21 protein-coding genes are annotated in these 23604 nt (G+C 36.5%); 12 read left to right on the top strand and 9 right to left on the bottom strand.

Features of this window, described 5'->3' with window-relative positions:
- Nucleotides 1–104 precede the first annotated feature (104 nt).
- Nucleotides 105–2105 (top strand): YhgE/Pip domain-containing protein, encoded by a 2001-nt coding sequence (locus ACYFX0_RS16645; RefSeq protein ID WP_000676320.1) that lies wholly within the window; start codon nucleotides 105–107, stop codon nucleotides 2103–2105.
- A gap of 40 nt (nucleotides 2106–2145) precedes the next feature.
- Here the strand turns inward: ACYFX0_RS16645 and ACYFX0_RS16640 are convergent, their stop codons facing one another.
- The 3 genes from ACYFX0_RS16640 to ACYFX0_RS16630 all read right to left on the bottom strand — a co-directional run bounded on the left by ACYFX0_RS16640 (nucleotide 2146) and on the right by ACYFX0_RS16630 (nucleotide 5105).
- On the bottom strand, nucleotides 2146–2526 hold the full coding sequence (locus ACYFX0_RS16640; RefSeq protein ID WP_000610157.1) for a VOC family protein: 381 nt from the start codon (nucleotides 2524–2526) through the stop codon (nucleotides 2146–2148).
- A 39-nt stretch (nucleotides 2527–2565) separates the two neighbouring features.
- The gene (locus ACYFX0_RS16635; protein ID WP_000194339.1) at nucleotides 2566–3723 is read right to left on the bottom strand and encodes an acyltransferase; all 1158 of its coding nucleotides are present in this window, start codon (nucleotides 3721–3723) and stop codon (nucleotides 2566–2568) included.
- 164 nt (nucleotides 3724–3887) lie between these two features.
- On the bottom strand, nucleotides 3888–5105 hold the full coding sequence (locus ACYFX0_RS16630; RefSeq protein WP_000649376.1) for a dicarboxylate/amino acid:cation symporter: 1218 nt from the start codon (nucleotides 5103–5105) through the stop codon (nucleotides 3888–3890).
- 222 nt (nucleotides 5106–5327) lie between these two features.
- Here ACYFX0_RS16630 and ACYFX0_RS16625 point away from each other — a divergent pair, with 222 nt between their 5' ends.
- Genes ACYFX0_RS16625 through ACYFX0_RS16615 form a run of 3 tightly spaced genes read left to right on the top strand, consistent with a single transcriptional unit; the run spans nucleotide 5328 to nucleotide 7273 of the window.
- Nucleotides 5328–5630, top strand: coding sequence for a PTS sugar transporter subunit IIB (locus ACYFX0_RS16625; protein ID WP_001023546.1), 303 nt, complete (start codon nucleotides 5328–5330; stop codon nucleotides 5628–5630).
- A gap of 14 nt (nucleotides 5631–5644) precedes the next feature.
- Nucleotides 5645–6946 (top strand): PTS cellobiose transporter subunit IIC, encoded by a 1302-nt coding sequence (celB, locus tag ACYFX0_RS16620; RefSeq protein WP_000617788.1) that lies wholly within the window; start codon nucleotides 5645–5647, stop codon nucleotides 6944–6946.
- A gap of 9 nt (nucleotides 6947–6955) precedes the next feature.
- Nucleotides 6956–7273 carry a PTS lactose/cellobiose transporter subunit IIA gene (locus ACYFX0_RS16615; protein WP_000379645.1) on the top strand — a complete coding sequence of 106 codons (318 nt, stop codon included), beginning with the start codon at nucleotides 6956–6958 and terminating at the stop codon, nucleotides 7271–7273.
- A 262-nt stretch (nucleotides 7274–7535) separates the two neighbouring features.
- Here ACYFX0_RS16615 and speD read toward each other — a convergent pair whose 3' ends face one another.
- Complete coding sequence (gene speD / locus ACYFX0_RS16610) at nucleotides 7536–7907, bottom strand: adenosylmethionine decarboxylase (protein ID WP_000456838.1); 372 nt, start codon at nucleotides 7905–7907, stop codon at nucleotides 7536–7538.
- A 26-nt stretch (nucleotides 7908–7933) separates the two neighbouring features.
- Nucleotides 7934–9016 carry a polyamine aminopropyltransferase gene (locus ACYFX0_RS16605; protein WP_001123950.1) on the bottom strand — a complete coding sequence of 361 codons (1083 nt, stop codon included), beginning with the start codon at nucleotides 9014–9016 and terminating at the stop codon, nucleotides 7934–7936.
- A 400-nt stretch (nucleotides 9017–9416) separates the two neighbouring features.
- Here ACYFX0_RS16605 and ACYFX0_RS16600 point away from each other — a divergent pair, with 400 nt between their 5' ends.
- The 5 genes from ACYFX0_RS16600 (at nucleotide 9417) to chbG (ending at nucleotide 13780) form a co-directional block, all read left to right on the top strand.
- A complete protein-coding gene (locus ACYFX0_RS16600) occupies nucleotides 9417–9719 on the top strand; it encodes a PTS sugar transporter subunit IIB (RefSeq protein WP_001023569.1) in 303 nt (100 codons plus the stop codon).
- A 16-nt stretch (nucleotides 9720–9735) separates the two neighbouring features.
- Complete coding sequence (gene celB / locus ACYFX0_RS16595) at nucleotides 9736–11040, top strand: PTS cellobiose transporter subunit IIC (protein WP_001168857.1); 1305 nt, start codon at nucleotides 9736–9738, stop codon at nucleotides 11038–11040.
- 182 nt (nucleotides 11041–11222) lie between these two features.
- Nucleotides 11223–11546 carry a PTS lactose/cellobiose transporter subunit IIA gene (locus ACYFX0_RS16590; RefSeq protein ID WP_000989059.1) on the top strand — a complete coding sequence of 108 codons (324 nt, stop codon included), beginning with the start codon at nucleotides 11223–11225 and terminating at the stop codon, nucleotides 11544–11546.
- Between the two features lie 3 nt (nucleotides 11547–11549).
- Nucleotides 11550–12875 carry a 6-phospho-beta-glucosidase gene (celF, locus tag ACYFX0_RS16585; RefSeq protein ID WP_042596701.1) on the top strand — a complete coding sequence of 442 codons (1326 nt, stop codon included), beginning with the start codon at nucleotides 11550–11552 and terminating at the stop codon, nucleotides 12873–12875.
- 200 nt (nucleotides 12876–13075) lie between these two features.
- Nucleotides 13076–13780: a chitin disaccharide deacetylase gene (gene chbG, locus ACYFX0_RS16580; protein WP_460270975.1), complete on the top strand. Its 705-nt coding sequence runs from the start codon at nucleotides 13076–13078 to the stop codon at nucleotides 13778–13780.
- A gap of 38 nt (nucleotides 13781–13818) precedes the next feature.
- On the opposite strand, the gene ACYFX0_RS16575 is transcribed toward chbG, so the two are convergent.
- Nucleotides 13819–15000, bottom strand: a complete 1182-nt coding sequence (locus ACYFX0_RS16575) for a chromate transporter (protein WP_017763758.1) — start codon at nucleotides 14998–15000, stop codon at nucleotides 13819–13821.
- Nucleotides 15001–15187: 187 nt separating this feature from the next.
- On the opposite strand from ACYFX0_RS16575, the gene exsM reads away from it, so the two are divergent.
- Entirely contained in the window at nucleotides 15188–15601 is a 414-nt protein-coding gene (gene exsM / locus ACYFX0_RS16570) for an exosporium regulatory protein ExsM (protein WP_000207046.1), read from the top strand.
- Nucleotides 15602–15746: 145 nt separating this feature from the next.
- Here the strand turns inward: exsM and ACYFX0_RS16565 are convergent, their stop codons facing one another.
- The 3 genes from ACYFX0_RS16565 to ACYFX0_RS16555 all read right to left on the bottom strand — a co-directional run bounded on the left by ACYFX0_RS16565 (nucleotide 15747) and on the right by ACYFX0_RS16555 (nucleotide 20538).
- On the bottom strand, nucleotides 15747–18422 hold the full coding sequence (locus ACYFX0_RS16565) for a PRD domain-containing protein (protein ID WP_000820955.1): 2676 nt from the start codon (nucleotides 18420–18422) through the stop codon (nucleotides 15747–15749).
- Between the two features lie 104 nt (nucleotides 18423–18526).
- Entirely contained in the window at nucleotides 18527–19264 is a 738-nt protein-coding gene (locus ACYFX0_RS16560; protein WP_000597185.1) for a polysaccharide deacetylase family protein, read from the bottom strand.
- Nucleotides 19265–19464: 200 nt separating this feature from the next.
- The gene (locus tag ACYFX0_RS16555; RefSeq protein ID WP_000378320.1) at nucleotides 19465–20538 is read right to left on the bottom strand and encodes a glycosyltransferase family 4 protein; all 1074 of its coding nucleotides are present in this window, start codon (nucleotides 20536–20538) and stop codon (nucleotides 19465–19467) included.
- 540 nt (nucleotides 20539–21078) lie between these two features.
- On the opposite strand from ACYFX0_RS16555, the gene ACYFX0_RS16550 reads away from it, so the two are divergent.
- Nucleotides 21079–22404: a UDP-glucose dehydrogenase family protein gene (locus tag ACYFX0_RS16550; RefSeq protein WP_000704926.1), complete on the top strand. Its 1326-nt coding sequence runs from the start codon at nucleotides 21079–21081 to the stop codon at nucleotides 22402–22404.
- Nucleotides 22405–22478: 74 nt separating this feature from the next.
- Complete coding sequence (wecB, locus tag ACYFX0_RS16545; protein WP_000140145.1) at nucleotides 22479–23594, top strand: non-hydrolyzing UDP-N-acetylglucosamine 2-epimerase; 1116 nt, start codon at nucleotides 22479–22481, stop codon at nucleotides 23592–23594.
- The last annotated feature ends 10 nt before the right edge of the window (nucleotides 23595–23604 follow it).

Here is a 23604-nt window from a genome sequence, read left to right as displayed (position 1 = left end):
TGAATTGATAATTAAAGATGTATTATACAGTATGGAAAGTGACGTGTATAGTAAATCTGTTAAACCATTGTAATGGTGTGAAATTAGGAGAAGGAGTATGTTTCATGAAAGGAATTCAACTTATATTTAAAGATTGGAAAGCGATGTGGCACCATAAACATGGACGTATCGCTTTAATTTTTTTATTAATCGTTCCGTTAATTTATTCAGGATTCTTCTTGGCTGGATATTGGGATCCGTACGGAAAATTAGATAAATTACCTGTTGCAGTTGTGAATTTAGATAAGGGTGCTGTGATGGATGAAAAAACAATTCATGCAGGAGACGATTTTGTTAAAAATTTAAAAGAGAATAAGGAACTGGCTTTTCATTTCGTATCAGAAAAAAATGCTGATGAAGGGTTAAAAGAAGATAAATATTATATGGTTGTTACGATTCCAGAGAATTTCTCTAAAAAGGTAAGTACACTTATGGATGAGAAACCAGAGCCAGCAAAGTTACAGTACAAAGTAAATCCAGGTAAAAACTTTGTAGCAGCTCAAATTGGAACGACAGCTGTTGAAAATATGAAAACAAAAATCTCAAATAGTATTACGAAATCTTATACAGAGGGTGTCTTTTCAAAGTTTCAAGATTTGGCACAAGGATTGAGTGATGCAAGTAATGGGGCTGAGAAGTTACATGAAGGAACGACCGATGCAAAAAATGGAGCGAATCAGCTTGCGGATGGTATTGATCGTTTAAGTGATGGGACATCGAAATTGAAAGAGGGAAGTGAAAAGCTTGCATCCAGTCAATCTGCTTTAACCGGGGGGGCAAATGAGCTGAGTCAAGGAGTGACATCACTTCATAGTGGTATGGAGTTATTAGCACAAGGTGAAAAAACGTTACAATCAGGAGTTAGTGAATTAAGTGCTGGTACAAATGAATGGGTGAGTGGAAGTGAGAAGCTTGCTGAAGGCCAAGTAAAAGCGGATGGTGCAGCTAATAGTGTAAAACAACAATTAGAAGAGTACGTGAAAAATCATCCAGAAGTGCAGCAAGATCCCGCTTTTCAAAAAATTGTTGCTACGTCTAATGGACTAGCTAAAGCAACAAGTACTTTAAATAATAGCCAACAACAATTGACACAAGGTGCGAAGAAGCTTACTGAGGGTCAACATAAGATTGAAGAAGGCATGAATACATTCGGAGTTAAGTTAAATGAAGCTACTGCTGGAACGAAAAAGATAGCAGATGGTGCATCGAATTTAGCTGATGGATTTACGAAGTGGGGAAATGGATTTACAACAGTACAAGAAGGTGTAAATCAGCTTGCGAGTGGTGGAACGGAGCTGAATAACGGTGCTAGTAAATTAACAAATGGACTTGTTAAACTTGATGATGGTGCGAAAGAACTTTCTACGAAATTGGGAGAGGGCGCAGAGAAGATAGCGGATGTCCGTAATGATGATGCACGCAATACGATGTTCTCAGAGCCAGTTCAGTTAGTGAAGTCAACAGTTTCTGACGTTCCTAACTACGGTTCAGGCATTGCACCATATTTCTTATCACTTGCATTTTATGTTGGCGGAATTATGGCATCGAATATTTTACCTCTTGGCCGCAGACAAAATATGAAGGTAAGCGGAACGGTACATTTTATTAATAAATTAGGATTGGTATATTTAATTGGACTTATTCAAGCGCTACTCGTAGATGTAGTTGTGCTAGGTGTTATGAAACTAGAAGTTGCCAGTGTGCCACTTTTTGTTTTATCAAGTATTGTTATTTCCTTTACGTTCATGACATTTATTCTTATGTTAGTAACAGTATTTGGTCTTGTTGGAAAGTTCTTAGCGGTAACGCTTCTTGTCCTGCAATTAGCGACGAGTGGAGGTACTTTCCCAGGAGAATTAAACATAGCTGTGCTTAGCAAAATTGGACAGTTTCTCCCAATGTCCCATTCTCTTAGAGGATTACAAGATGTTATCTCTTTAGGAGATTGGTCGCAATTACAAATGCAAATTTTAATATTGTTATGTTATCTCGTTGTTGCCGGTGGAATTGCTTGGATCACGAGCCATATACAGCATAAAGAAACGAATGCAGAACAAGTTTCTTAAAATGAAATAAGCTATCCGATTTTTTCGGATAGCTTATTTTTTATTTACGTTCCATTACTGCAAAGTAATTATTTTCATTATCAGCAAAGTTGAATGCTCTACCAGTAGGTAAATCTACAACCTGTCCAACTGTGACATTTTTCTCTGAAAGATCTTTATATAGACGGTCTAAGTCATTTGAGAAGAACATAAGTGAAGGAGTACCTAAGTTTAATTCAGGTTGCATCTTCGCGATTAACGCTTTATCGTGAAGGACGATGCTTGTTCCTGCTTCTTTCGCCGGCGCAATTTCAATCCAGCGGAATCCGTTTCCGTTATTTTCTTCCGCAATGATTTGGAACCCTACTTTTTCTGTCCAAAATTGTACTGTTTCGTCTTGGTTATTTACATATAGCATAATTTGTCCAACTTGATTAATCATAGGTGTCTCTCGCTTTCTTTTTATATGCGTATCATTATATCAAATATATGGCTTGAATAGTTTTTTATGATTTTTTCGGAATACAACCTTCGTCCATTTCATCTTTGTTGTAGGAGAAGGCCCTGTAATCCAAGTATGAAATGGTATTGTGCTACAAATGACCATTGTTGAAATAGAGATAATAGCCGTTAACACAAATAGTAATAGGCTATATAATATAGTATTTTCTTGCAGTGTGAATAAAGAAAGAAACTTTGTGCATAGTTGCAAGAAGAATAAGTGAGCTAAATAAGCACCATACGTGTAATTTCCAATGAAACGTAACGTTTTATATAAGAAACCACGACGCTGTACTATCATAATAGATAACACATACAGTATGATAATTTCGCATACGATATATAAAAACATAGATGGTTTTAAATAGGTAGAAACAGTTAAATGAATAGAGTTTGCTCCGTGAAAACTAAACAACTCATAATTGATGAATAAAAATAAGATGAAAAATAATATTGTTATAAGCGGGATATGTTTCATGACGAATAGACGCCAAGTTTTTAGTGCTACAGCGGCAATGCCACCCATAACGAAATAGAATGAGTAGAATAGAAATGATCGATCTGTATAATGTAAAATTGTTGAACTTGTTAATTTTTCTCCATTAAAAATATAGTGAGAAGAGAACCACATTAATAGAAAATATAGGCACGCGAAAAAGGTCATATATTTATATATGTCTTTTTTATTTTCTGTTCGTTTTTGAAACCAATAAAAAAGTGTGCATAGTAAAGGGAACAATAAGTGAATTTGGAACATCATAATAACGTACCAAAGATGGGGCGCGGCTGTTCCGAGTAATAAACTTTTTATTCCACTTTGTAATGTAATAAGATCGTTTGTTGTTAATAGGTAAAGAATAGACCAAAAGAAATAAGGAATGAGTAAGTGTGTCGCTTTTTCAGAAATATATTCTTTATATACTAATTGCTTCGTATAGTGCCGAATTAAGTGAAATCCAACGATAAATATGAATGCTGGTGCTGAGAATTTTGCAAGGTTGAATAGCATGCCCATAATGAGAGATTGCTCAAGTAAGACATTTCCTTGATTCATTGTATATAATAAGGAACTTTGCAAAACAACAGCGAGAAATGCAATGCTTTGCAAAACTTTAAATTCTGGTGCGCTTTGAGTCATTATTTCCATCTCCTTTTCCATACATGATTATAGTACGGAGAATGGATAATGGATGTGGAATATTTGTGAAGATTGTAACAAATTTGTGGCGAGAGGAGATATCAACTTATTAACAAATAACGACAAAAAGAGGATGCTCTAAACGAGCATCCTCTTTCTATCTATTAAGCAAATTTGTTTTTGATCCAATTCTTACCTTCTACAAGGCGAGCTGTCATTACCGCGCAAGCGTTATCTGCTGTTACGTTTAACATCGTTGCAGGTGGATCAATGATTGTACTAATTGCTGCAATAATTGGCAATGCTTCTGGCGGGAAACCGTATAGAGATACGATTAACATTTCACCAATCATACCACCGCCTGGAATAGCACCCATTACTGTTCCTACTAATAAAGAAACAACAAGTGCGATTGCTAATGTTTTCGGTCCTTCGAATTCCATGTTGAAAATACCGAATAAGAAAGCAATTTTTAATACGCCGCCTAAAACAGATCCATCTTTATGAAGTGTAGATCCAAGAAGGACAACTGTTTCACGAACGTCTGAAGAAATACCCATTTTCTTCGTTGCTTCTAAGTTCGCTGGAATACTTGCGGCACTACTACAAGTTGCAAGTGATGTAACTGTAGGAGAGACCATGTTCTTCCAAAATACTTGTACACCTTGTTTGCGACCTGCAAGGTATGCATAGAACGTGAAGAATACAAAGAAGTAGATAAGAGAAGCTGGATAGTATACCATTGCTGCTCGGAAGTAAGTTCCAAGAAGTTGTGGTCCGAATTCACCAACTAATGCTGCGAAGTAAGCAGCAAGTCCGATTGGAGCGTAGTACATAATGAAAGATACAACTTTCATTGAAATTTCTGCACCAGCTTGTAGGAATGTAGCGAATGGCTTTCCTTTTTCGCCAACTGCTGAAGTTGCAATCCCCATTAAGATAGAGAAGAAAATAAGAGCTAACATATTTTCACGAGATAGTAACTTCGAGAAGTCAGATACTGTTAAAATACCGACGATTTGATCTGCAACACTAACAGCTTTGCCGGCTTTGTCAGGTTGTGTTAGTTCTAGTACAACACCTTGTGCTGGCGGGAATACTTTCACGACGATAATCATAAAAATAGCAGCTAAAATACTTGTAAATAAGAAAGTCCCAGCCATACTAGACATAATTTTACCGAAACGTTTTAATCCATCCATATTAGCAATAGACGATGCGATGCTAAAGAACACTAGAGGTACAACAATCGTAAACATTAAGTTTAAGAAAATATCACCAAGCGGCTTTAAAGCAACTGCATCGGCACCCATGAAATAACCAATGAAACCACCAATTAGGATAGAAGATAATAAAATAAGTGGAAAGCGATATGCCTTCATAAATATATCCTCCTATCAATTAAAAAATCATACTGAATCATTATAGCGAGTTAGAGTCCTCTTTACTAGGAGAATACGGATAAATGGAATAGCGTGAAAACCAAGAAATTTTTGTTTTTAAGCTCGGCATACAGCAGGAAATCTAGACATATATATTTGTAACCTAGTGGTGGCAAGGGATGCACCATAACTTAGGTTTAGAAAAAGGGGGAGGGAAGCGAAATGAATATTTTGCTTTGCTGTGCAGCGGGAATGTCTTCCAGTTTAATTGTTACAAAGATGGAGAAAGCAGCAGAGGCAAGAGGGATAGAAGTGAAAATCTGGGCAGTATCAGGTTCTGAAGTGAATAGTCATATTGATAAAGCTGATGTCCTGTTACTTGGACCGCAAGTACGTTATTTATTACCGAAAATGAAAGAATTATGTAAGGAGAAAGGGGTACCTGTTGATGTTATTCAATCCGTCCATTACGGACTTTGTAATGGAGAAGCTATCTTGCAAGCAGCTTTGTCAATGAAACCATGAGGAGAGTGGGATAGATGATACGGTTTTTAGAGAAGTATGTGATGCCGGTGGCAGGGAAGGTTGCAGAGCAGAGGCATTTACAAGCAATTCGAGATGGAATTATTTTAACGATGCCTTTCTTAATTATTGGATCGTTTTTCCTCATTATTAGTGCACTGCCGATACCGGGATATAACGAGTTTATGGCAGGTTTGTTTGGTGAGAATTGGCAGAGAGCTTTAGGGTATCCAGTTAGTGCAACTTTTAATATAATGGCTTTAATAGCTGTTTTTGGAATCGCTTACAGGCTTGGAGAGTATTATAAAGTGGATGCTTTAGCATCCGGGGCATTGTCGCTTGTGACGTTTTTACTTGCGACTCCATTTCAAGTTGCATATATTATACCAAGTACAAAAGAGAGTGTACTTGTAGAAGGCGCTATCCCAGCTGCATTAATGGGAAGCCAAGGGTTATTTGTAGCAATGATTATTGCACTTATATCTACTGAACTTTATCGGTTTATTGTACAAAAAAAGATAATTATAAAGATGCCAGAGACAGTTCCACCAGCTGTCACGCGTTCATTTGCGGCACTTGTTCCAGGTTTTATTGTTGTAACAGTTATTTGGATTTTACGCTTAATTATAGAAAATACTTCTTTTGGCAGTATCCATAATATTGTAGGACAAATTTTACAGGAACCACTTAGTGTACTTGGTGCTAGTCTTTGGGGCGCAATAATAGCAGTTATTCTCGTTCATGTTCTTTGGTCGTGTGGAATTCATGGTGCTACTATTGTTGGTGGTGTAATGAGCCCTGTTTGGTTGTCGTTAATGGATCAAAATCGAGTTGCCTTTCAAGCTGGGCAAGATGTACCAAATACCATTACGGCACAGTTTTTTGACTTATGGATTTATATGGGCGGTTCTGGTGCAACGCTGGCTCTAGTTGTCGGAATGTTACTATTTGCACGAAGTCAACAATTAAAAAGTTTAGGGAGATTGTCAATCGCGCCTGGTATATTTAATATTAATGAGATGGTAACTTTTGGTATGCCAATTGTAATGAACCCAATTTTATTAATTCCATTTATATTGGTTCCAGTTGTGTTAACAATTGTTTCTTACTTTGCAATGGAATGGGGATGGGTCGCACGTCCGAGTGGGGCGGCTGTACCTTGGACGACACCTATTCTTTTCAGTGGATATTTAGGATCGGGTGGGAAAATTTCAGGTGTTGTTTTACAACTCGTCAACTTTGCGCTTGCATTCTTCATTTATTTACCGTTCTTAAAAATATGGGATAAACAAAAAGTAGCAGAAGAAAAGGGGGAGTAAAGAAGTAAAATGGATACGATAGAGACGAAAGCTTTTCATTTAATTTTGCATGGAGGAAACGCGAGAAGTTGTTCAATGGAAGCAATTGATTGTGCGAAGCGTGGGGAGTTTACAGAAGCAGAAGCTAAATTACAAGAAGCGCTAGAGGAATTAAAAGAGGCGCACCGTGTACAAACGGAGCTTATCCAGAAAGAGGCTGGTGGCGAAAAGACCGAAGTTACTCTTTTAATGGTACACGCGCAAGATCATTTAATGAATGCAATTACAGTGAAAGAATTAGCGAGTGAGTTTGTAGAGTTATATAGGAAGATGTCGGTGGATGAATGAACCTTGCTTATGCAAGGTTTTTTTATCCCGCATTAACGGGCAGTAAAACTCCCACCTCAAAATGTGGCTGGAGCAAGGAAGTTAGGAGGGAGCTTAACTGTCCGTAAAGGCCCGATTGGTTCAACTAATAATTAGTGGGAGATGAACAAAACCCCCACTAATTAAAGTTTCACTTTATGTATATGCCTGTACCATCAGTGGAATGTTTATCCCACTGATGGTATTTACAAACCTCCTTTTTCCGGATGAGTAAGAGTTATAATTAATCGGCAGTAACAATTTCTCCTATACCACGAATTAATCTTTTTATATGCATCCGCTCCGGTTTTAATATATTTACGATATAATCAATCGCAATTTGTGGTTCAACGGTTGTACCGCAAGTATAACAGTCAATAGCTGCAAAATTTTGTTCCGGGTAAGTGTGAATGGAAAGATGGCTTTCTGATAATAACACTAATACAGTAACACCATATGGCTGGAATTCTTTTTTACTTACGTTTAAAACATGGGCACCAGAGCAATCTGCAGCTGTAACTAAATGATATTCTAAAAAGTGCGTATCATCTAGTAGAGAAAAATCTACTCCCCATAAATCTACTATTATATGCTTGCCAAAAGTAGAATATTCCATAGGCAACACTCCTTACTATAATATCGTCAAAACTTCATTTCCTGTTTGTAGCATTGATGTAGGATAAGGTTCGATTCTGAATTTAAAAGAGCGAGGTTGCGTTGTTCTAGATGTTCTTCTTTAAATTGAAATAAAGGAAAAAGAAGAGCAGGCAAGGTTCGAGGAGTTGGTACTACATATAATTGTTCAATTTGATCTAGTACATAGGCAGAATTAGCAGCGATATGAAATCCCCAGTCAGTTCCAAAAGAAGGAACGATTGTATGATAACTTTTCACAGTTAGTCCAGCATGTTCAATTGTATTACCGATGCTCCAGTATACTAGAGGTGCATCAGCAGGTGAATTAGATTGGCAGACGAATGCGCCATCTTCTGTTAAGAATGTAGCTATACGAGCAAAAAGTTCGCTTGTATATAAAGTACTTAACAACTCTGTCGCTGGGTCTGGGAAATCAATAATGATTACATCGTATAAAGAGGAAGGAGAGCTTAAAAACTCTTTTGCATCGCATACGTGTGTATTTACACGATTATCAAAAAATGCACTTTTGTTTAAAGAAACTAATTCTGGAACATTACGAGCCATATCAATCATCGATCCATCTAAGTCAACAAGGTCTACATGTAGTACAGTTTCATATTTTAAAACTTCTCGCAGGGCAAGACCATCGCCACCGCCTAATATGAGAACACGTTTTGGATCAATTACTTTTGACATAATTGGATGTACAAGTGCTTCATGATAAATTTGCTCATCGACGGAGCTGAATTGTAGTTGCTTGTCCAAGTATAAGCGAATATCGTTTACTTGGACTAAATTAATATTTTGATAATTACTCTTTTCTTTAAATAAATTTGTATGTTCACCAGCTTGTATTTCCTTTAGAGAAATTTCATCCCACACATCTAAGTTGTGTGAATCTGTGGGTACTATAATTACATTTTCTGATTGTACTTGTTTATCCTGTTCATCTTGTTTGTCTTGTGTATCGTGCTTGTCCTGCTGTTCTAGTTCAAATTTGTCAGAGTCTACTTCAGAACGCTTGTCTTTTTTATAGCTTTTTATTCTATAAATCTTTATTTTGCTTTGTTTTCTATGTTTTGGCATAGGAATCTCCTTTCGAATTGTGTTATTTTACTCTATTCTATGTAATCTAGTAGAATTTGCTTGGACAATAGATAGAAGAGTGTGTTCAAGAGCATGTTGTTTTTTTACTAGATTCTACGATGAAAGATTTTTTTAGTGTTTTTTTATGTTAAGCATAACTAGACAACTAAACACTAATCTATTTTCATACAGTTATGTGTTAAAAGCGTGTTGTTTTATAACACACTGTGTGTTTTTTGAGTAACACACTAATTGAAAGCGTTAACACACAAAGAAAACAGTCGAAAAAGTGCTGATTTTAGTGGTTTTAAAAAGTTGGCACGCTAATTGCATTAATAAATAGCGTAAAGAAAAATAAATAAAACATAAATTTTTTATACTACACAAGGGGGATTTTCAAATGAATATTTTATTATGTTGCTCAGCAGGGATGTCTACAAGTTTACTAGTTACAAAAATGGAAGCGGCTGCAAAAGCTCGCGGTCTAGAAGGCAAGATTTGGGCTGTATCTGGGGATGCAGTAAAAACGAATATCGATCAAGCAGATGTATTATTACTAGGACCACAAGTTCGTTACATGCTCTCTTCAATGAAAACGCTTGCTGACGAGAGAAACGTTGGAATCGACGTTATCAATCCAATGCACTACGGCATGATGAATGGAGAAGCAGTTTTAGATCACGCATTAACACTTAAAAAATAATTAGGGGGGAAGTAAAATGCAAAAGTTTATTGCATTTATGGAGAAGTACATGGTTCCGATTGCTGGTAAAATCGGATCGCAACGTCACTTAGCTGCGATCCGAGATGGATTTATTGCAGTTATGCCACTTATTTTAGTTGGTTCGATGGCAGTACTAGTTAATGGTTTACCAATTCCAGCATTCCAAAATTTTATGAAAGATTTATTCGGTGAAACTTGGACACAAATTGGTGCTGGTATGTGGACAGGGTCCTTCGGGGTATTAGCTCTGATGGTGGCGGTTACCATAAGTTATAACTTAGCAAAATCTTACGGTGTTGATGGATTGTCAGCAGGTATTATTTCGTTTGGTGCATTAATTATTCTTACACCAACAACACCAAAAGAAGCTGGAATAAATATGCTTTGGACAGGCGCACAGGGTTTGTTCGTTTCACTTATTGTCTCCATACTCGTAACGGAGATATTCCGCTTCTTTGTTCAAAGAAACATTACAATTAAAATGCCTGACGGTGTACCACCAGCAGTAATGAAATCTTTCGCTGCTTTAGTTCCAGCATTTGTGATTTTAACAGGTATTGCAAGTATTCAATTAGCAGTAAAACTAGCAGGTACAAGTGTTCATGAGTATATCTTTAATACATTACAAGTTCCATTACAAGGTTTAGCGGGTACGTTACCAAGTGCAATCTTTATTGCGTTATTAGTACATGTACTTTGGTTCTTCGGTTTACATGGTCCAAATATTGTTGGTGGTATTATTGAGCCACTTTATTTACCAGCATTAGAGAAAAATATTAAGTTATTCCAAGATGGTACATCTGCATTTGATGTTCCAAACATTATTACAAAACCATTCTTTGATACTTTCGTATATCTTGGTGGTTCTGGTGCAACATTAGCGTTTTTAGTAGTTGTATTAATTGTAGCGAAAAGTGCACAATTACGCGGTGTATCTCGTCTATCAATTGGACCTGGTGCATTTAACATTAACGAACCAGTAATCTTTGGTACACCAATCGTATTAAATCCAATTTTATTCATCCCGTTCGTATTAACACCTGTTGTGTTAGTTATTACATCTTATACAGCAATTTACTTAGGATGGGTACCAAAAACAGTAGCGATGGTTCCATGGAACGTTCCACCAATTATTAGTGGGTATCTTGTAACAGGTTTACATCCTTCTGGTGCGATTTTACAATTATTCAACTTTGTTGTTGCAATGGCGATTTACTTCCCATTCGTTGTCGCATGCGATCGTTCAGTTATCCGTACTGAGAAAGCAGCACAAGAAAATAACAACTCTGTACCTATGTAACATAGTAATTGTTCTCATAGACAACGATACCTGTGAGAACAATTACCTTTATATCATGTTCAAAAAGATGAAAAACATCTATATGAACACTAAACTATCATTAATAAATTCATACTTTAATAGACATGTTCAAACTGAAGGGGTATTTAAATCGGTTGAACCTTATAGAGAGGGCGGTAATTATGATGACTACAGCAGAACAAATTCCATTCCAATTGATTTTAAATAGTGGTAACGCACGAAGCTTTGCGATGGAGGCACTTCAATTTGCCAAACAGGGGAAAATGGTAGAAGCAGATGAAGCGATGGTAAAGGCGAAAGAAGCGATTAATGAAGCGCATCATTTCCAAACAGAGCTCATACAATCAGAAGCAAGAGGAGAAAAAACAGAGGTTAGTGTTCTTTTAATTCACGCACAAGATCATTTAATGAATGCGATTACAGTGAAAGAATTAGCAGCAGAGTTTATCGATCTTTATAAAAAGCTTGAAGCGAAAGGGGAATAAAGCATGACTGGAATTAAAATTGCTACAATCGGCGGTGGATCTAGTTATACACCAGAGTTAATTGAAGGATTTATTAAACGTTATGATGAGCTTCCTGTTCGTGAAATTTGGTTAGTAGATATTGAGGCAGGAAAAGAAAAGTTAGAAATTGTTGGTAACTTAGCGAAACGTATGGTGAAAAAATCAGGTTTACCAATTGAGGTACATTTAACACTTGATCGCCGCGAGGCATTGAAGGATGCTGACTTCGTAACAACACAGCTTCGCGTTGGTTTATTAGAAGCACGTGCAAAAGATGAAGCGATCCCGTTAAAATATGATGTAATCGGTCAGGAAACGAATGGTCCTGGTGGTTTATTCAAAGCGCTGAGAACGATTCCTGTTATTTTAGATATTTGTAAGGATATGGAGGAGCTTTGTCCGAATGCATGGTTAATTAACTTTGCGAACCCAGCAGGTATGGTAACAGAAGCTGTCCTTCGTTATACAAATATTCAAAGAGTAGTTGGTCTATGTAACGTTCCAATCGGAATCCGCATGGGTCTTGCAAGATTACTTGAAGTAGATGCAAGTCGTGTCCACGTTGATTTTGCAGGTTTAAATCATATGGTATACGGACTAGATGTATACTTAGATGGCGTAAGTGTAATGGATCGTGTGTTAGAGCTTGTAACAGATCCGGAAAAGCAAATTACGATGGAAAATATCGCAGCGCTTAACTGGGAACCAGACTTTATTCGCGGCCTTCGTGCAATTCCATGTCCATATCATCGTTATTACTACAAAACACGTGAAATGTTAGAAGAAGAAAAAGAAGCTTCTGTTGAAAAAGGTACACGTGCAGAAGTAGTAAAACAATTAGAAAATGATTTATTTGAGTTATATAAAGACCCGAATTTAGATATTAAACCACCACAATTAGAAAAACGTGGCGGCGCTTATTATAGTGACGCAGCATGTAGCTTAATTACGTCTATTTACAACAATAAAGGTGATATCCAGCCTGTTAATACACGAAACAACGGAACAATTGCAAGCTTACCAGATGATTCTGCTGTTGAAGTGAACTGTATTATTACGAAAGAAGGTCCAAAACCAATTGCGGTCGGAGATCTTCCAGTACCAGTTCGCGGCTTAGTACAACAAATTAAATCATTTGAGCGCACAACAATTGAAGCTGCTGTTACAGGGGATTATCATAAGGCGCTGCTCGCTATGACAATCAATCCACTTGTACCATCAGATAAAGTTGCAAAACAAATTTTAGATGAAATGTTGGAAGCACATAAAGAATATCTTCCGCAGTTCTTCAAAAAGGTAGAGAAGTAAAAGCGGCGCTATTTAGCCCGCTTTTTTTATTCTATCCCACTTTAATGGGCAGTAAGACCACTACCTCAAAATTCAGCGAAAACAAAGAAATTAGGTGGGGGATCAACTGCCCATAAAAGTCCGATTGGTTCAACTAATAATCAGTGGGGGGGAGAAAACCCCCCACTGATTAAAGTTTCACTTTATTAGGAGGTATTACGATGATTAAGTTAATTGTAAACGCAGATGATTTCGGTCTTACAGAAGGTACAAATTACGGCATTATTGATGGGCATATAAACGGACTTGTAAATTCAACGACGATGATGATGAATATGCCAGGAACAGAGCATGCGGTACGCTTAGCCAAAGAGTATGAAACGCTAGGAGTAGGAGTACATCTTGTATTAACGGCAGGAGAACCACTTCTTGGAGACGTACCATCACTTGTAAGTAGCGATGGATTGTTTCATAAACAAGGTGTCGTAAGGGAAGGAAATATAAATCCAGAAGAAGTTGAGAGAGAGTGGACTGCTCAAATTGAGAAATTCCTATCTTACGGATTAACACCAACTCATTTAGATAGTCATCATCATGTGCATGGTTTACCGATTTTACATGATGTTCTTGAGAGATTAGCGGCTAAATATAATGTTCCGATTCGTCGTTGTGAGGAAGATAGAGCGGTGCGCCCATTTTCTGATGTGTTTTACAGTGACTTTTATGCGGATGGTGTGACGGAAGATTACTTTGTGAAGTTAAAAGAAAGAGTACAAGGTGAACAAAGGGTAGAAATTATGGTTCATCCAGCTTATATTGATCCAGAGCTTGTGAAGCGTTCTTCTTACGTAATGGATCGTGTGAAGGAATTGCGTATTTTAACAGAGAGCGAATTACCAGAAGGAATAGAGCTTGTGAAGTTTTAATAGAAAAACGACGGCTACATCATGCCGTCGTTTTTTATTTATAAAATGGATAGAGCATATCCGCCAAATGCCCCGAGTATAACGATAACCCAAGGTGGTGTTTTCCAAAAAGCGAGCAAGCAAAATAGAAGAGATGCAAAAACAAAATCTACAGCGTTCATAATTGTGCTTGTCCAAATAGGATCATAAAAAGCTGCTAGTAAAATACCGACAACAGCGGCATTGACTCCAAGTAGTGCGCCTTGTATGAATGATATTTTTCTCACGCTGTTCCAAAATGGTAAAACACCAATAACGAGTAAGAAAGCAGGGAAGAAAATCGCAATTGTTGCGAGTAATGCCCCAAGCGTCCCGTTTAACACTGCTCCTATATAAGAGGCGAATGTAAACAGTGGTCCTGGTACTGCTTGTGTTAATCCGTATCCAGCTAGGAACTGTTCTTTCGTCATCATTCCGTTTTGTACGAACTCACCTTCAAGAAGAGGCAGCACGACATGTCCTCCTCCAAATACAAGTGCGCCAGAGCGATAGAAACTATCAAATAAAGCGATGTAATAAGAGAACGGTCTTAATATTGGTAGCAGTAGTAATAGTCCAAAGAATAAGACGAGACAAGAAACTGCTATCTTTTTTGAAATAGGTACTTTTATATGTTGAGATTGGCTAATTGGTTGGTTGCGATATAAAAACCAGCCGATAAAGCCACATATTATGATGAGGGTGACTTGTGTCCAACTACTTGGCCATAATAAGGCGATTGCGGCAGTTACAATCGCAATCGTTGCACGATTGCGATCTGGAGTTAACTTCCGCGCCATTCCCCATATGGCATGAGCGACAATAGCGACTGCTACAAGTTTTAGTCCATGAATCCAGCCAGCACTTCCAAGATCGAACTGATTAAGGAATGAGGCGAAGAAAACCAAAACAAGCACAGACGGTAAAGTGAATCCAATCCATGAAATAATAGCTCCTAATAGCCCGCCCCGTAATAATCCAACCCCCATACCGACTTGACTGCTGGCAGGACCGGGAAGGAATTGACATAGTGCTACTAAATCTCCATAGCTTCGTTCATCCATCCATTTTCTTTTTTGCACGTATTCGTGGTGGAAATAGCCGAGATGAGCGACAGGACCGCCGAATGAAGTAAGTCCTAATTTAAATGAGACGAGAAAAATCTCTAATAATGTATGAAAAGTGTATTTGTTAGTTTTCAATGGAACCTCCTATAATGTTTTTCTATGTGCATTATACAAGAGACTTTCAATCTACAGGAACAATTACAATGTAAAGATTTTGTGAATCTTTTCTTTGTAATTAAAATTGAAAAAGTCATAAATGATTATGTCTAAACCATAAAGTAGTAGAAGTAGTGCTGGGAAATTTATATAAGGAGAATGCCTTATGACAACACATTTCTTTGCCAGGTTAACAGGTAAGAGGGAAGTGCCTCCTGTAAATACAGAAGCTTTTGGGGTAGCAGAGTTTATTTTTAGTGATGATTTAACGAAATTGCATTACAGAGTCATACTAAAAAATATAGAAAAGGTTACATCGTGTCAAATTCATTTAGGGAAGTCTACTCAAATTGGTCCTGTTGTTTTATATTTGTATGGTCCACTGGAGCAAGGTATTAGCTTGAACGAGGGAAGCATTACTGGTGTAGTGAATGTGGAGGATTTTGAGGGACCTTTACAAGGGAAATCATTTGTACATTTACTTCAAGAAATTATTCAAGCAAACGTATATGTTAATGTCCATACGAAATCACAAAAAAGAGGAGAAATAAGAGGGCGAGTTAGAAAAGTAAAGAAATAGAGGAAAAGGCTGTCCATATGTTGGAACAGCCTTTTCTTCTTAATATAAGGTGCTAGTTTTAGCGATTATTGTCGGTAAAGCGATATATTTTGAAAATCGCTGATATAACTCGCGTTACGGTCGATATTTTTAAAAACTGCCTCGATTAATTTTTCGCAGGTTGATTTTTAATAAAGAAGTCCATAACGTAAAATACTTCGTCATCAGGTATTTGTATTTCAAATGTATTTTCAATTGGTTGCAATGCTTTTTTTACTTTCATATACATCCAGTATTCATCTTGTCTTCTTTTCTCTTTATCAGGATGAGGAAGAAGGCTTTCTCCTTTTTGAAGACGGTCAACCATACAGCTCATATGCAGAATAACACCCATTAAGCTATCAGGAGTTAGCTGTAAGGAAATTAATTCTTGAATTGTATTTAATGCGTAACGAATTGTTTTGATCAGTAATGCCCCATCGTTACGCTGCATTTGTTGTTCAAGAATATCCGCCATTTTTGCATATGTTTCTTCATACGTAATTAATTCTTGAATGGGCTGAATTACTGTGTAGTTTACGATGTCTTGGAAATGATATGTTAAGCACGGCACTTGCACATCGAAATTCGTGACGATACAAATGATGTTACGCTCTTTTTTTATGTTCTCAATCATTTTCGTTAAATCTTTTTCATGGACGATACTAATCGGAATAATTTCAATTAAGTCTTTATCAAATCTTAAATAGTTTTCTAACATTTTTTGAATAGCTAAAGCACTTCCTTCACCAGTTAAACAAGCTGTTAAAATAACAGATTTCATTGGAGAGAGAGGTTTTTTCTTTTCTTCTTGTACGTTTAAGTAAAATGGTGTTAAATTTTTTACTGTTTCATACAGCGCATCTAATGAATAACCGAGCTGAGCTTTTCGAGCTGCTTCTAGTGCATGTGGTGTGCTCGTCATCGAGAGAACACGTACAGGGATTTTGAACTCCGTTTCTAATATGTCACCGATATAAGCAAGTGACCCCATATCAACAAGTAAGAGAAGCCCATTTACATTTTGTAGTGTTTTCATATACACTTTCACACGTTCCAAGAAATCTTTCGGTGATTCGTGTAACGGCATATCAATACCGGTTACTTCCTCAATGCCGAGAAGTTCGTTTGCAACGTTTGCCATTTCAGTTGCGATGCCATTACCGTGTGCTAATATTAATACTTTTACTTCTGTTTGTGAGGCAGGAATTGGATCAACAACGAAGAACATTGTTAAAAAGCCAGCTTCATCAATAGGCATTGTTATTTGTAATTCTTCCTCCAGTAGTTGAATGCATTGCATAGCGACGGAAAAAGCTTCTTTATATTTCGTACGAATTTGATTTAATTGTGGGTGATGTATTTGTTTTCCGCTTTGTAAACGTTGTAGAGTTGTCTGTACATGTAAACTTAAAGCGAGAAATACTTTTTCATCAAACGTCTTAGATAAATGCTTTTCAGCAAGTTCCGCTATTTTTTCACATACGGAAACGATATTACGATCCACAATTTTAAAAACATTTTCATGGCTTGTTTTTTTGGATATTTGGTTAAAATATTGTACGAAAAAGCTTTGAACATCATTTTCTATTAGTAATTCTAATTCTTCCTCTTCAATACCACGGGCTTGAAGTTCTTCGTATTTATAGTCAATATAATCGTAAATAGAAGAGCGTTTTTCATCTTCTGTTTTATGATTACTCCAACCTTCCTCACCTGTAAATACAAATGTTTCATTTGGTATTTGGTATAAGTGACGGCTCTTCCTTTCAATGAACAACCCTTCTTTCATATACCAAGGTAAATCTGTACTTGAAACATAGACAGAATCACGTTTCTTTGTGACCAAATCAGAATAGGCTTTCGCACAGGCAATTTGAACATCTGTTTTTAATTGACCAATGTTATTGGGACAATTATAAAAGACGAAAGCACGCATTGCATTTGGGCTAACGTGAATGTCTTTTCGCAGACGAATTGCTTCATTTGTGAAAAATAGCTGTAGTAAAGCAAAGCGCTCTTTATGTGTACGCTCACGAAGTGGTGGCAGCGTAACAGTCATCGGTATACGTCTTGTAAATGTTTTTAATAAAAATGAATTTGGTTCTTCTGTTGTTGCAGTAATGATTAATACTTGTGCTTTACGTTCGTTCTCTGTTTCTCCAAGGCGGCGGTACACTCCGCGGTCAATAAAGGTGAAAAGCATTTCTTGTCCCTCTGGAGGTAGGCGATGTACTTCATCTAAGAAAAGAATTCCTTCATGTGCTTTTTCAATTAATCCTTTTTGATCACTTGCTCCTGTGTAAGCTCCTTTTTTAATCCCAAATAATTGCCCGAGTAGTAGCTGTGGATTATTTGCGTAATCAGCACAGTTAAAGACGATAAATGGTGCATTTTTAGGAAGCTGTTCAACTTCAATTGCATATTCGTGCATTAAAGAAGCAAACATAGACTTTCCGACCCCTGTTTCTCCCAGTAGTAAAGTATGCATACCGTTTGGAGGATAGAGCATAGAAGCTTTCGCTTTTTCAATTGCGATTTTAAGGCTCGTATTTTCAATTGCAAATGTATCTAATGAAGTTACTTCTTTTGAATGCGTTTCCAACGAAGTGTTCGTTTCTATGTAAAAACGAACAGGTCGCGTATTTGTTTTTAATAAACGTTTATCTTTTACAAGTTTGTTTAAGTCGCTACTTACATTGGCGCGATCTAGTTGCAACAGGGTAGCTAGTTCTGATGCGGTTACACCTTCTGTATAATTGCCTTCTTGTATTGCGTTAAAAATGAGATCTATTCGTTTCATTTCTATTCACCTCGAAACTTCATCACTATTTAAAATTTTACACAAAAATGGGAAGGGTGGGAAGAGAAAAATAAAACAGCTTTAGCACATAGGCACTAAAGCTGTTACAATCTTGTGTCTTTCCAAAAATTTACCTTGAGATGAGAAGAAGGATTATAGGGAAGAAGTTTGTATCCTTGTGACTGTAAATAATCAATTACTTTTGGCAGTATTTGTACGGTTACACTCGAATCATGCATTAAAATGACTTCTACTTGTTCATCACTTTGATTACGTACTCTTTCGAGTATGGCAGAAGGATTGTCATAGCTTTTCCAGTCGTAGGTATCGATTGTCCAATCCCACATTTTATACTGGGCCGATACAAGTGCGTCACGGTAATTCTTTTTTAAGTAAGGCATACTACCATATGGAACGCGAACGAGATGTGTATTTAATTTCGTAACTTGCTGGACAATGCTTTGTGTTTGCTCCATTTCTGCAATTAAAGTGGAAGGGTCACCAGTGTAAAGGCGTTTTACATCATGTGACATGCTGTGGAGACCGATATAATGTCCTTCTTTAATTAATCTTTGCATCGTTTTTGTGTAATGTGGCACTTTTCCGCCAATAACAAAGAAAGTTGCTTTTCCGTTCTTTTCTTTTAAGATGTTTAAAATTTGTGTAGTATATTTGTTTGGCCCGTCATCAAATGTTAAGTACGCAATTTTTTGTGTAGGAGAGGTCGTTTCAGTATTTGGATGATATTCAGCAGGAATAACAGTTGTTGCTTCAGTATTAGATGATGCGTACATAGTAATGGTTAAAAATAAAATAATACATTGCAATACTCGCTTGATCATAACATTCACCCTCAGTTTGACAATCAAGATGTAAAAAGAAAACTTGATACGTTTCTTATTATGTATATCTTTCTCCAATAGAGGAACTCTCAAACAATCTATATTTTGGAAATGTAAAATAATGAATAAAAAAATAGCATCCTCTTATAAGAAAGAGGGTGCTATTTGAATATTTCATAATGGTAAAGGCTATACTACAATTAGTCTTCGCGTTTTTTCACTTTTTTATAAAAGGAAATAAGTGGTTTGTAACGTTCATGTACAAGCCCGATTATTTCAGCAATGATTTCTGTGAAGAAAATCAAAGCGAAAAGAAGAATAATGGATAACCATAACGTTGCACTAGTGAAAATAATGGCATTTACACTAAAGAAAATACCGAATGCGTATATTATTAGTACCGTTTTGCGATGAGAGAATCCCATTGCAAGTAAGCGGTGATGTAAATGCGATTTATCTGGTGCTGAAATAGGTTTTTTATTTACGATACGACGGATGATTGCAAATATCGTATCAAATATAGGTACACCTAAAATGATAATTGGAACAATAAAACTGAATAACGTTACACTTTTGTATAATCCAAGTAACGATATAACAGAAATACAGTATCCTAAAAATAGTGCTCCTGTATCTCCCATGAAAATTTTTGCTGGATGGAAGTTGTAGAATAAAAATCCAATTGTACTTGCTAATATAATTAATGCGAGTGGCAAGATAATCGCTGTTCCAGTACCCCATGGGCTAGTGAAGGCCATATATGCTAGCGTTGCAAGTACGATAGATGAAATCCCAGCAGATAATCCATCTAAGCCGTCAATTAAGTTGATTGCATTCGTAATACCTACAAGCCAAAATACTGTAATTGGATAAGCAAGCCATCCAAGTTCAGTATCCCCAAGGAATGGGATATATAATACTTGCACTAATAATCCACTTTTTACAATCATAATGGCAACTAACAGTTGTCCACCGAATTTTACTCTCGCAGATAACTCGTACATATCATCTAAAATTCCAATGATTACAATGATAATCGCACCTAGCGTTATCGATAACATTCTTTGCTCATATAAGCCGCCGACAACAAATCCTACAGCTACACCGATAAAGATTGCTAACCCGCCAAGACGTGGCATAATCTTTTGGTGCACTTTACGTGCGTTTGGCTTATCTGTCGCTCCTATTTTAAAAGCTAATTTAATAACTAAAGGAGTAACGACGAGTACAGTGATGAAAGATGCCAAAATGGCATAAATCACTTGTGAGTCCATTAATACCCCACCCTTTATAGTCTAACGTAATTTTTTTTTTTTGAAAATATATTTATCTGAAAATTATGATGTTTATTTACAGGCTCATAACATATGGTATCACAAAAAGATTAGAATTCAATCTTTTTTTCTTTTTACGGTTAATGGAAGCGGATAGAATATATGACAATTGTATATAGAATATTGAATCATATAAGAAGGTTAATCGTACTGGACTTTGGAATATGACATTTCCTCTTTTTCTTCGATAGTGAATACTTTTAGTTCAGTATTATAAGTGTTACACGTAGAAATGAGTAAGTCTCGTGTTAAAATGTGGGAATTTATCTGGAGTGAGCTGGTAACTGGATTCCCAATGATTAAGTTTCACTTTATATTATAGTGCATTTAATTTTACAAAAACTTTAAAAAGAATGAGGGAAGTAATTCATATAATGAAAAAGGAAAAGAGTTTTCTCATTTTTAATGTGAGAGGGGGAAGCGCAGGGAGAATTCTATATTTCATATCTTTTCTATTGTATATTCCTGTGCGAAAAGGAAATGAAAATTACGATAGTAGGTACTGGATATGTTGGATTGATTACAGGAGTAGGATTGGCAAAGTTGGGGCATTCAGTTACATGTTTTGATATAGATGATGAGAAAATTGAACGGATAAAACAAGGGGATTTACCTATTTATGAGGTTAGATTACATGAATTAATAAATCATGCATATGAGAATAATGCTTTAACTTTCACATCAAATAAAGAAGAGGCGTTTGAGGATGTAGAGTTTATATTTATTGCAGTTGGAACACCACCTTTATTAGATGGGACGGCGGATTTAACATATATTCAGAGTGCTTGTAATGATATTGGAGTATATGCGACGAACGATATTATTGTTGTTACGAAAAGTACAGTTCCAGTAGGTACAAATGATGTAATGAAAGGATGGATTGAGGAGGAGTTAAAGGGGAGATATACATTACATATCGTATCGAATCCAGAGTTTTTGCGTGAAGGTTCAGGTATTTATGATTTCTTTCATGGAGATCGTATTGTAATTGGAGCAGATAGTGAGGAAGTAGCAAGAAGAGTAAAGAGTTTGTATAGCGAATTACGCTTAGAAACGTATGTTACAGATATTAAAAGTGCAGAGATGATTAAATACGCGTCGAATGCCTTTTTAGCTACAAAGATTAGTTTCATTAATGAAATTTCAAATATATGTGAGAAGGTAGGCGCAAATGTATTGGATGTTGCTAAAGGGATGGGAATGGATAAGAGGATCGGTGCATCTTTTTTAAATGCAGGTATTGGATACGGGGGATCATGTTTTCCAAAAGATACGAAAGCGCTGGTGCAAATTGCGGGAAATGTTGCTCATGATTTTCGTTTGTTAAAAGCGGTTATTGAAGTAAATAATAAGCAACAACTGCTATTGATTGAAAAAGCGAAAAAAGTCATGAACATGAATAAAAAGCGGATTGCAGTTCTTGGCGCATCCTTTAAACCGAATACGGATGATATTAGAGAGGCATCATCTCTTATTATAATAGAAGCATTAATTAATATAGGTGCAGATATTGTTCTTTACGACCCAAAAGCAATTCAATATGTGAAAAATATATTTGGAGATGCTATACAATATAGTAGATGTATAGATGAATCGATTAGAGATGCGAGTGCGGTTTTTATCGTAACAGAATGGGAAGATATTCAAACTTATCCGTTAGAAAAGTACGTACAACTTATGAGGGAGCCTATTTTATTTGATGGGAGAAATTGTTATACTGATGAAGATGTTAAGAAACAAAAGATAGATTATTACTCGGTGGGAAGAAAAAGTATTTGTAATAGAAAAGTTTCTGTTATGCGTTAAAAAGGGATGTACTCATACATATTTTTATATGTCATAATAGAAGCTGTAATTAGTGAAAGAAAAGAGGCAATCACATGACTGAACGTTTAAAAGTAATGACAATTTTCGGGACACGTCCAGAAGCAATTAAAATGGCACCTCTTGTATTAGAGTTGCAAAAACACCCAGAAAAAATTGAATCGATTGTGACTGTAACAGCACAACATCGCCAAATGTTAGACCAAGTATTAAGTATCTTTGGAATTACGCCAGATTTCGATTTAAATATCATGAAAGACCGCCAAACTTTAATTGATGTTACAACGCGTGGCTTAGAAGGTTTGGATAAAGTAATGAAAGAAGCGAAGCCGGATATTGTACTTGTACATGGTGATACAACAACAACATTTATTGCAAGCTTAGCTGCTTTTTATAATCAAATTCCAGTAGGTCATGTTGAGGCGGGCCTTCGTACGTGGGATAAGTATTCTCCATACCCAGAAGAGATGAATCGTCAATTAACAGGTGTAATGGCGGATCTTCATTTCTCACCAACAGCAAAATCAGCAACGAACTTACAGAAGGAAAATAAAGATGAGTCACGTATTTTCATCACAGGAAATACAGCGATTGACGCGCTACAAACGACTGTAAAAGAAACATATAGTCATCCTGTACTAGAGAAACTTGGAAATGATCGTCTTGTACTTATGACAGCTCACCGTCGTGAAAACTTAGGTGAACCGATGCGTAATATGTTCCGTGCAATTAAGCGTCTTGTTGATAAGCATGAAGATGTACAAGTTGTGTACCCTGTTCATATGAACCCTGTTGTTCGTGAAATAGCAAATGAAATTTTAGGTGAACATAACCGTATTCATTTAATTGAGCCGCTAGATGTAATTGATTTCCACAATGTTGCAGCTCGTTCATACTTAATGTTAACTGATTCTGGTGGTGTACAAGAAGAAGCTCCATCACTTGGGGTACCAGTTCTTGTTCTTCGTGATACAACAGAGCGCCCTGAAGGTATTGAAGCAGGTACGCTGAAATTAGCAGGAACAGACGAAGAGACAATCTTTGGTCTTGCTGATGAGTTGTTATCAGATAAAGAAGCTCATGATAAGATGGCGAAAGCATCTAATCCTTACGGTGATGGTCGTGCATCAGAGCGTATTGTAGAAGCAATTTTACAACACTTTAATAAGTAAATAAAAAAGC

This window comes from Bacillus sp. NEAU-Y102 (assembly GCF_054788175.1).
This window is presented reverse-complemented; position numbering and strand designations above follow the sequence as displayed.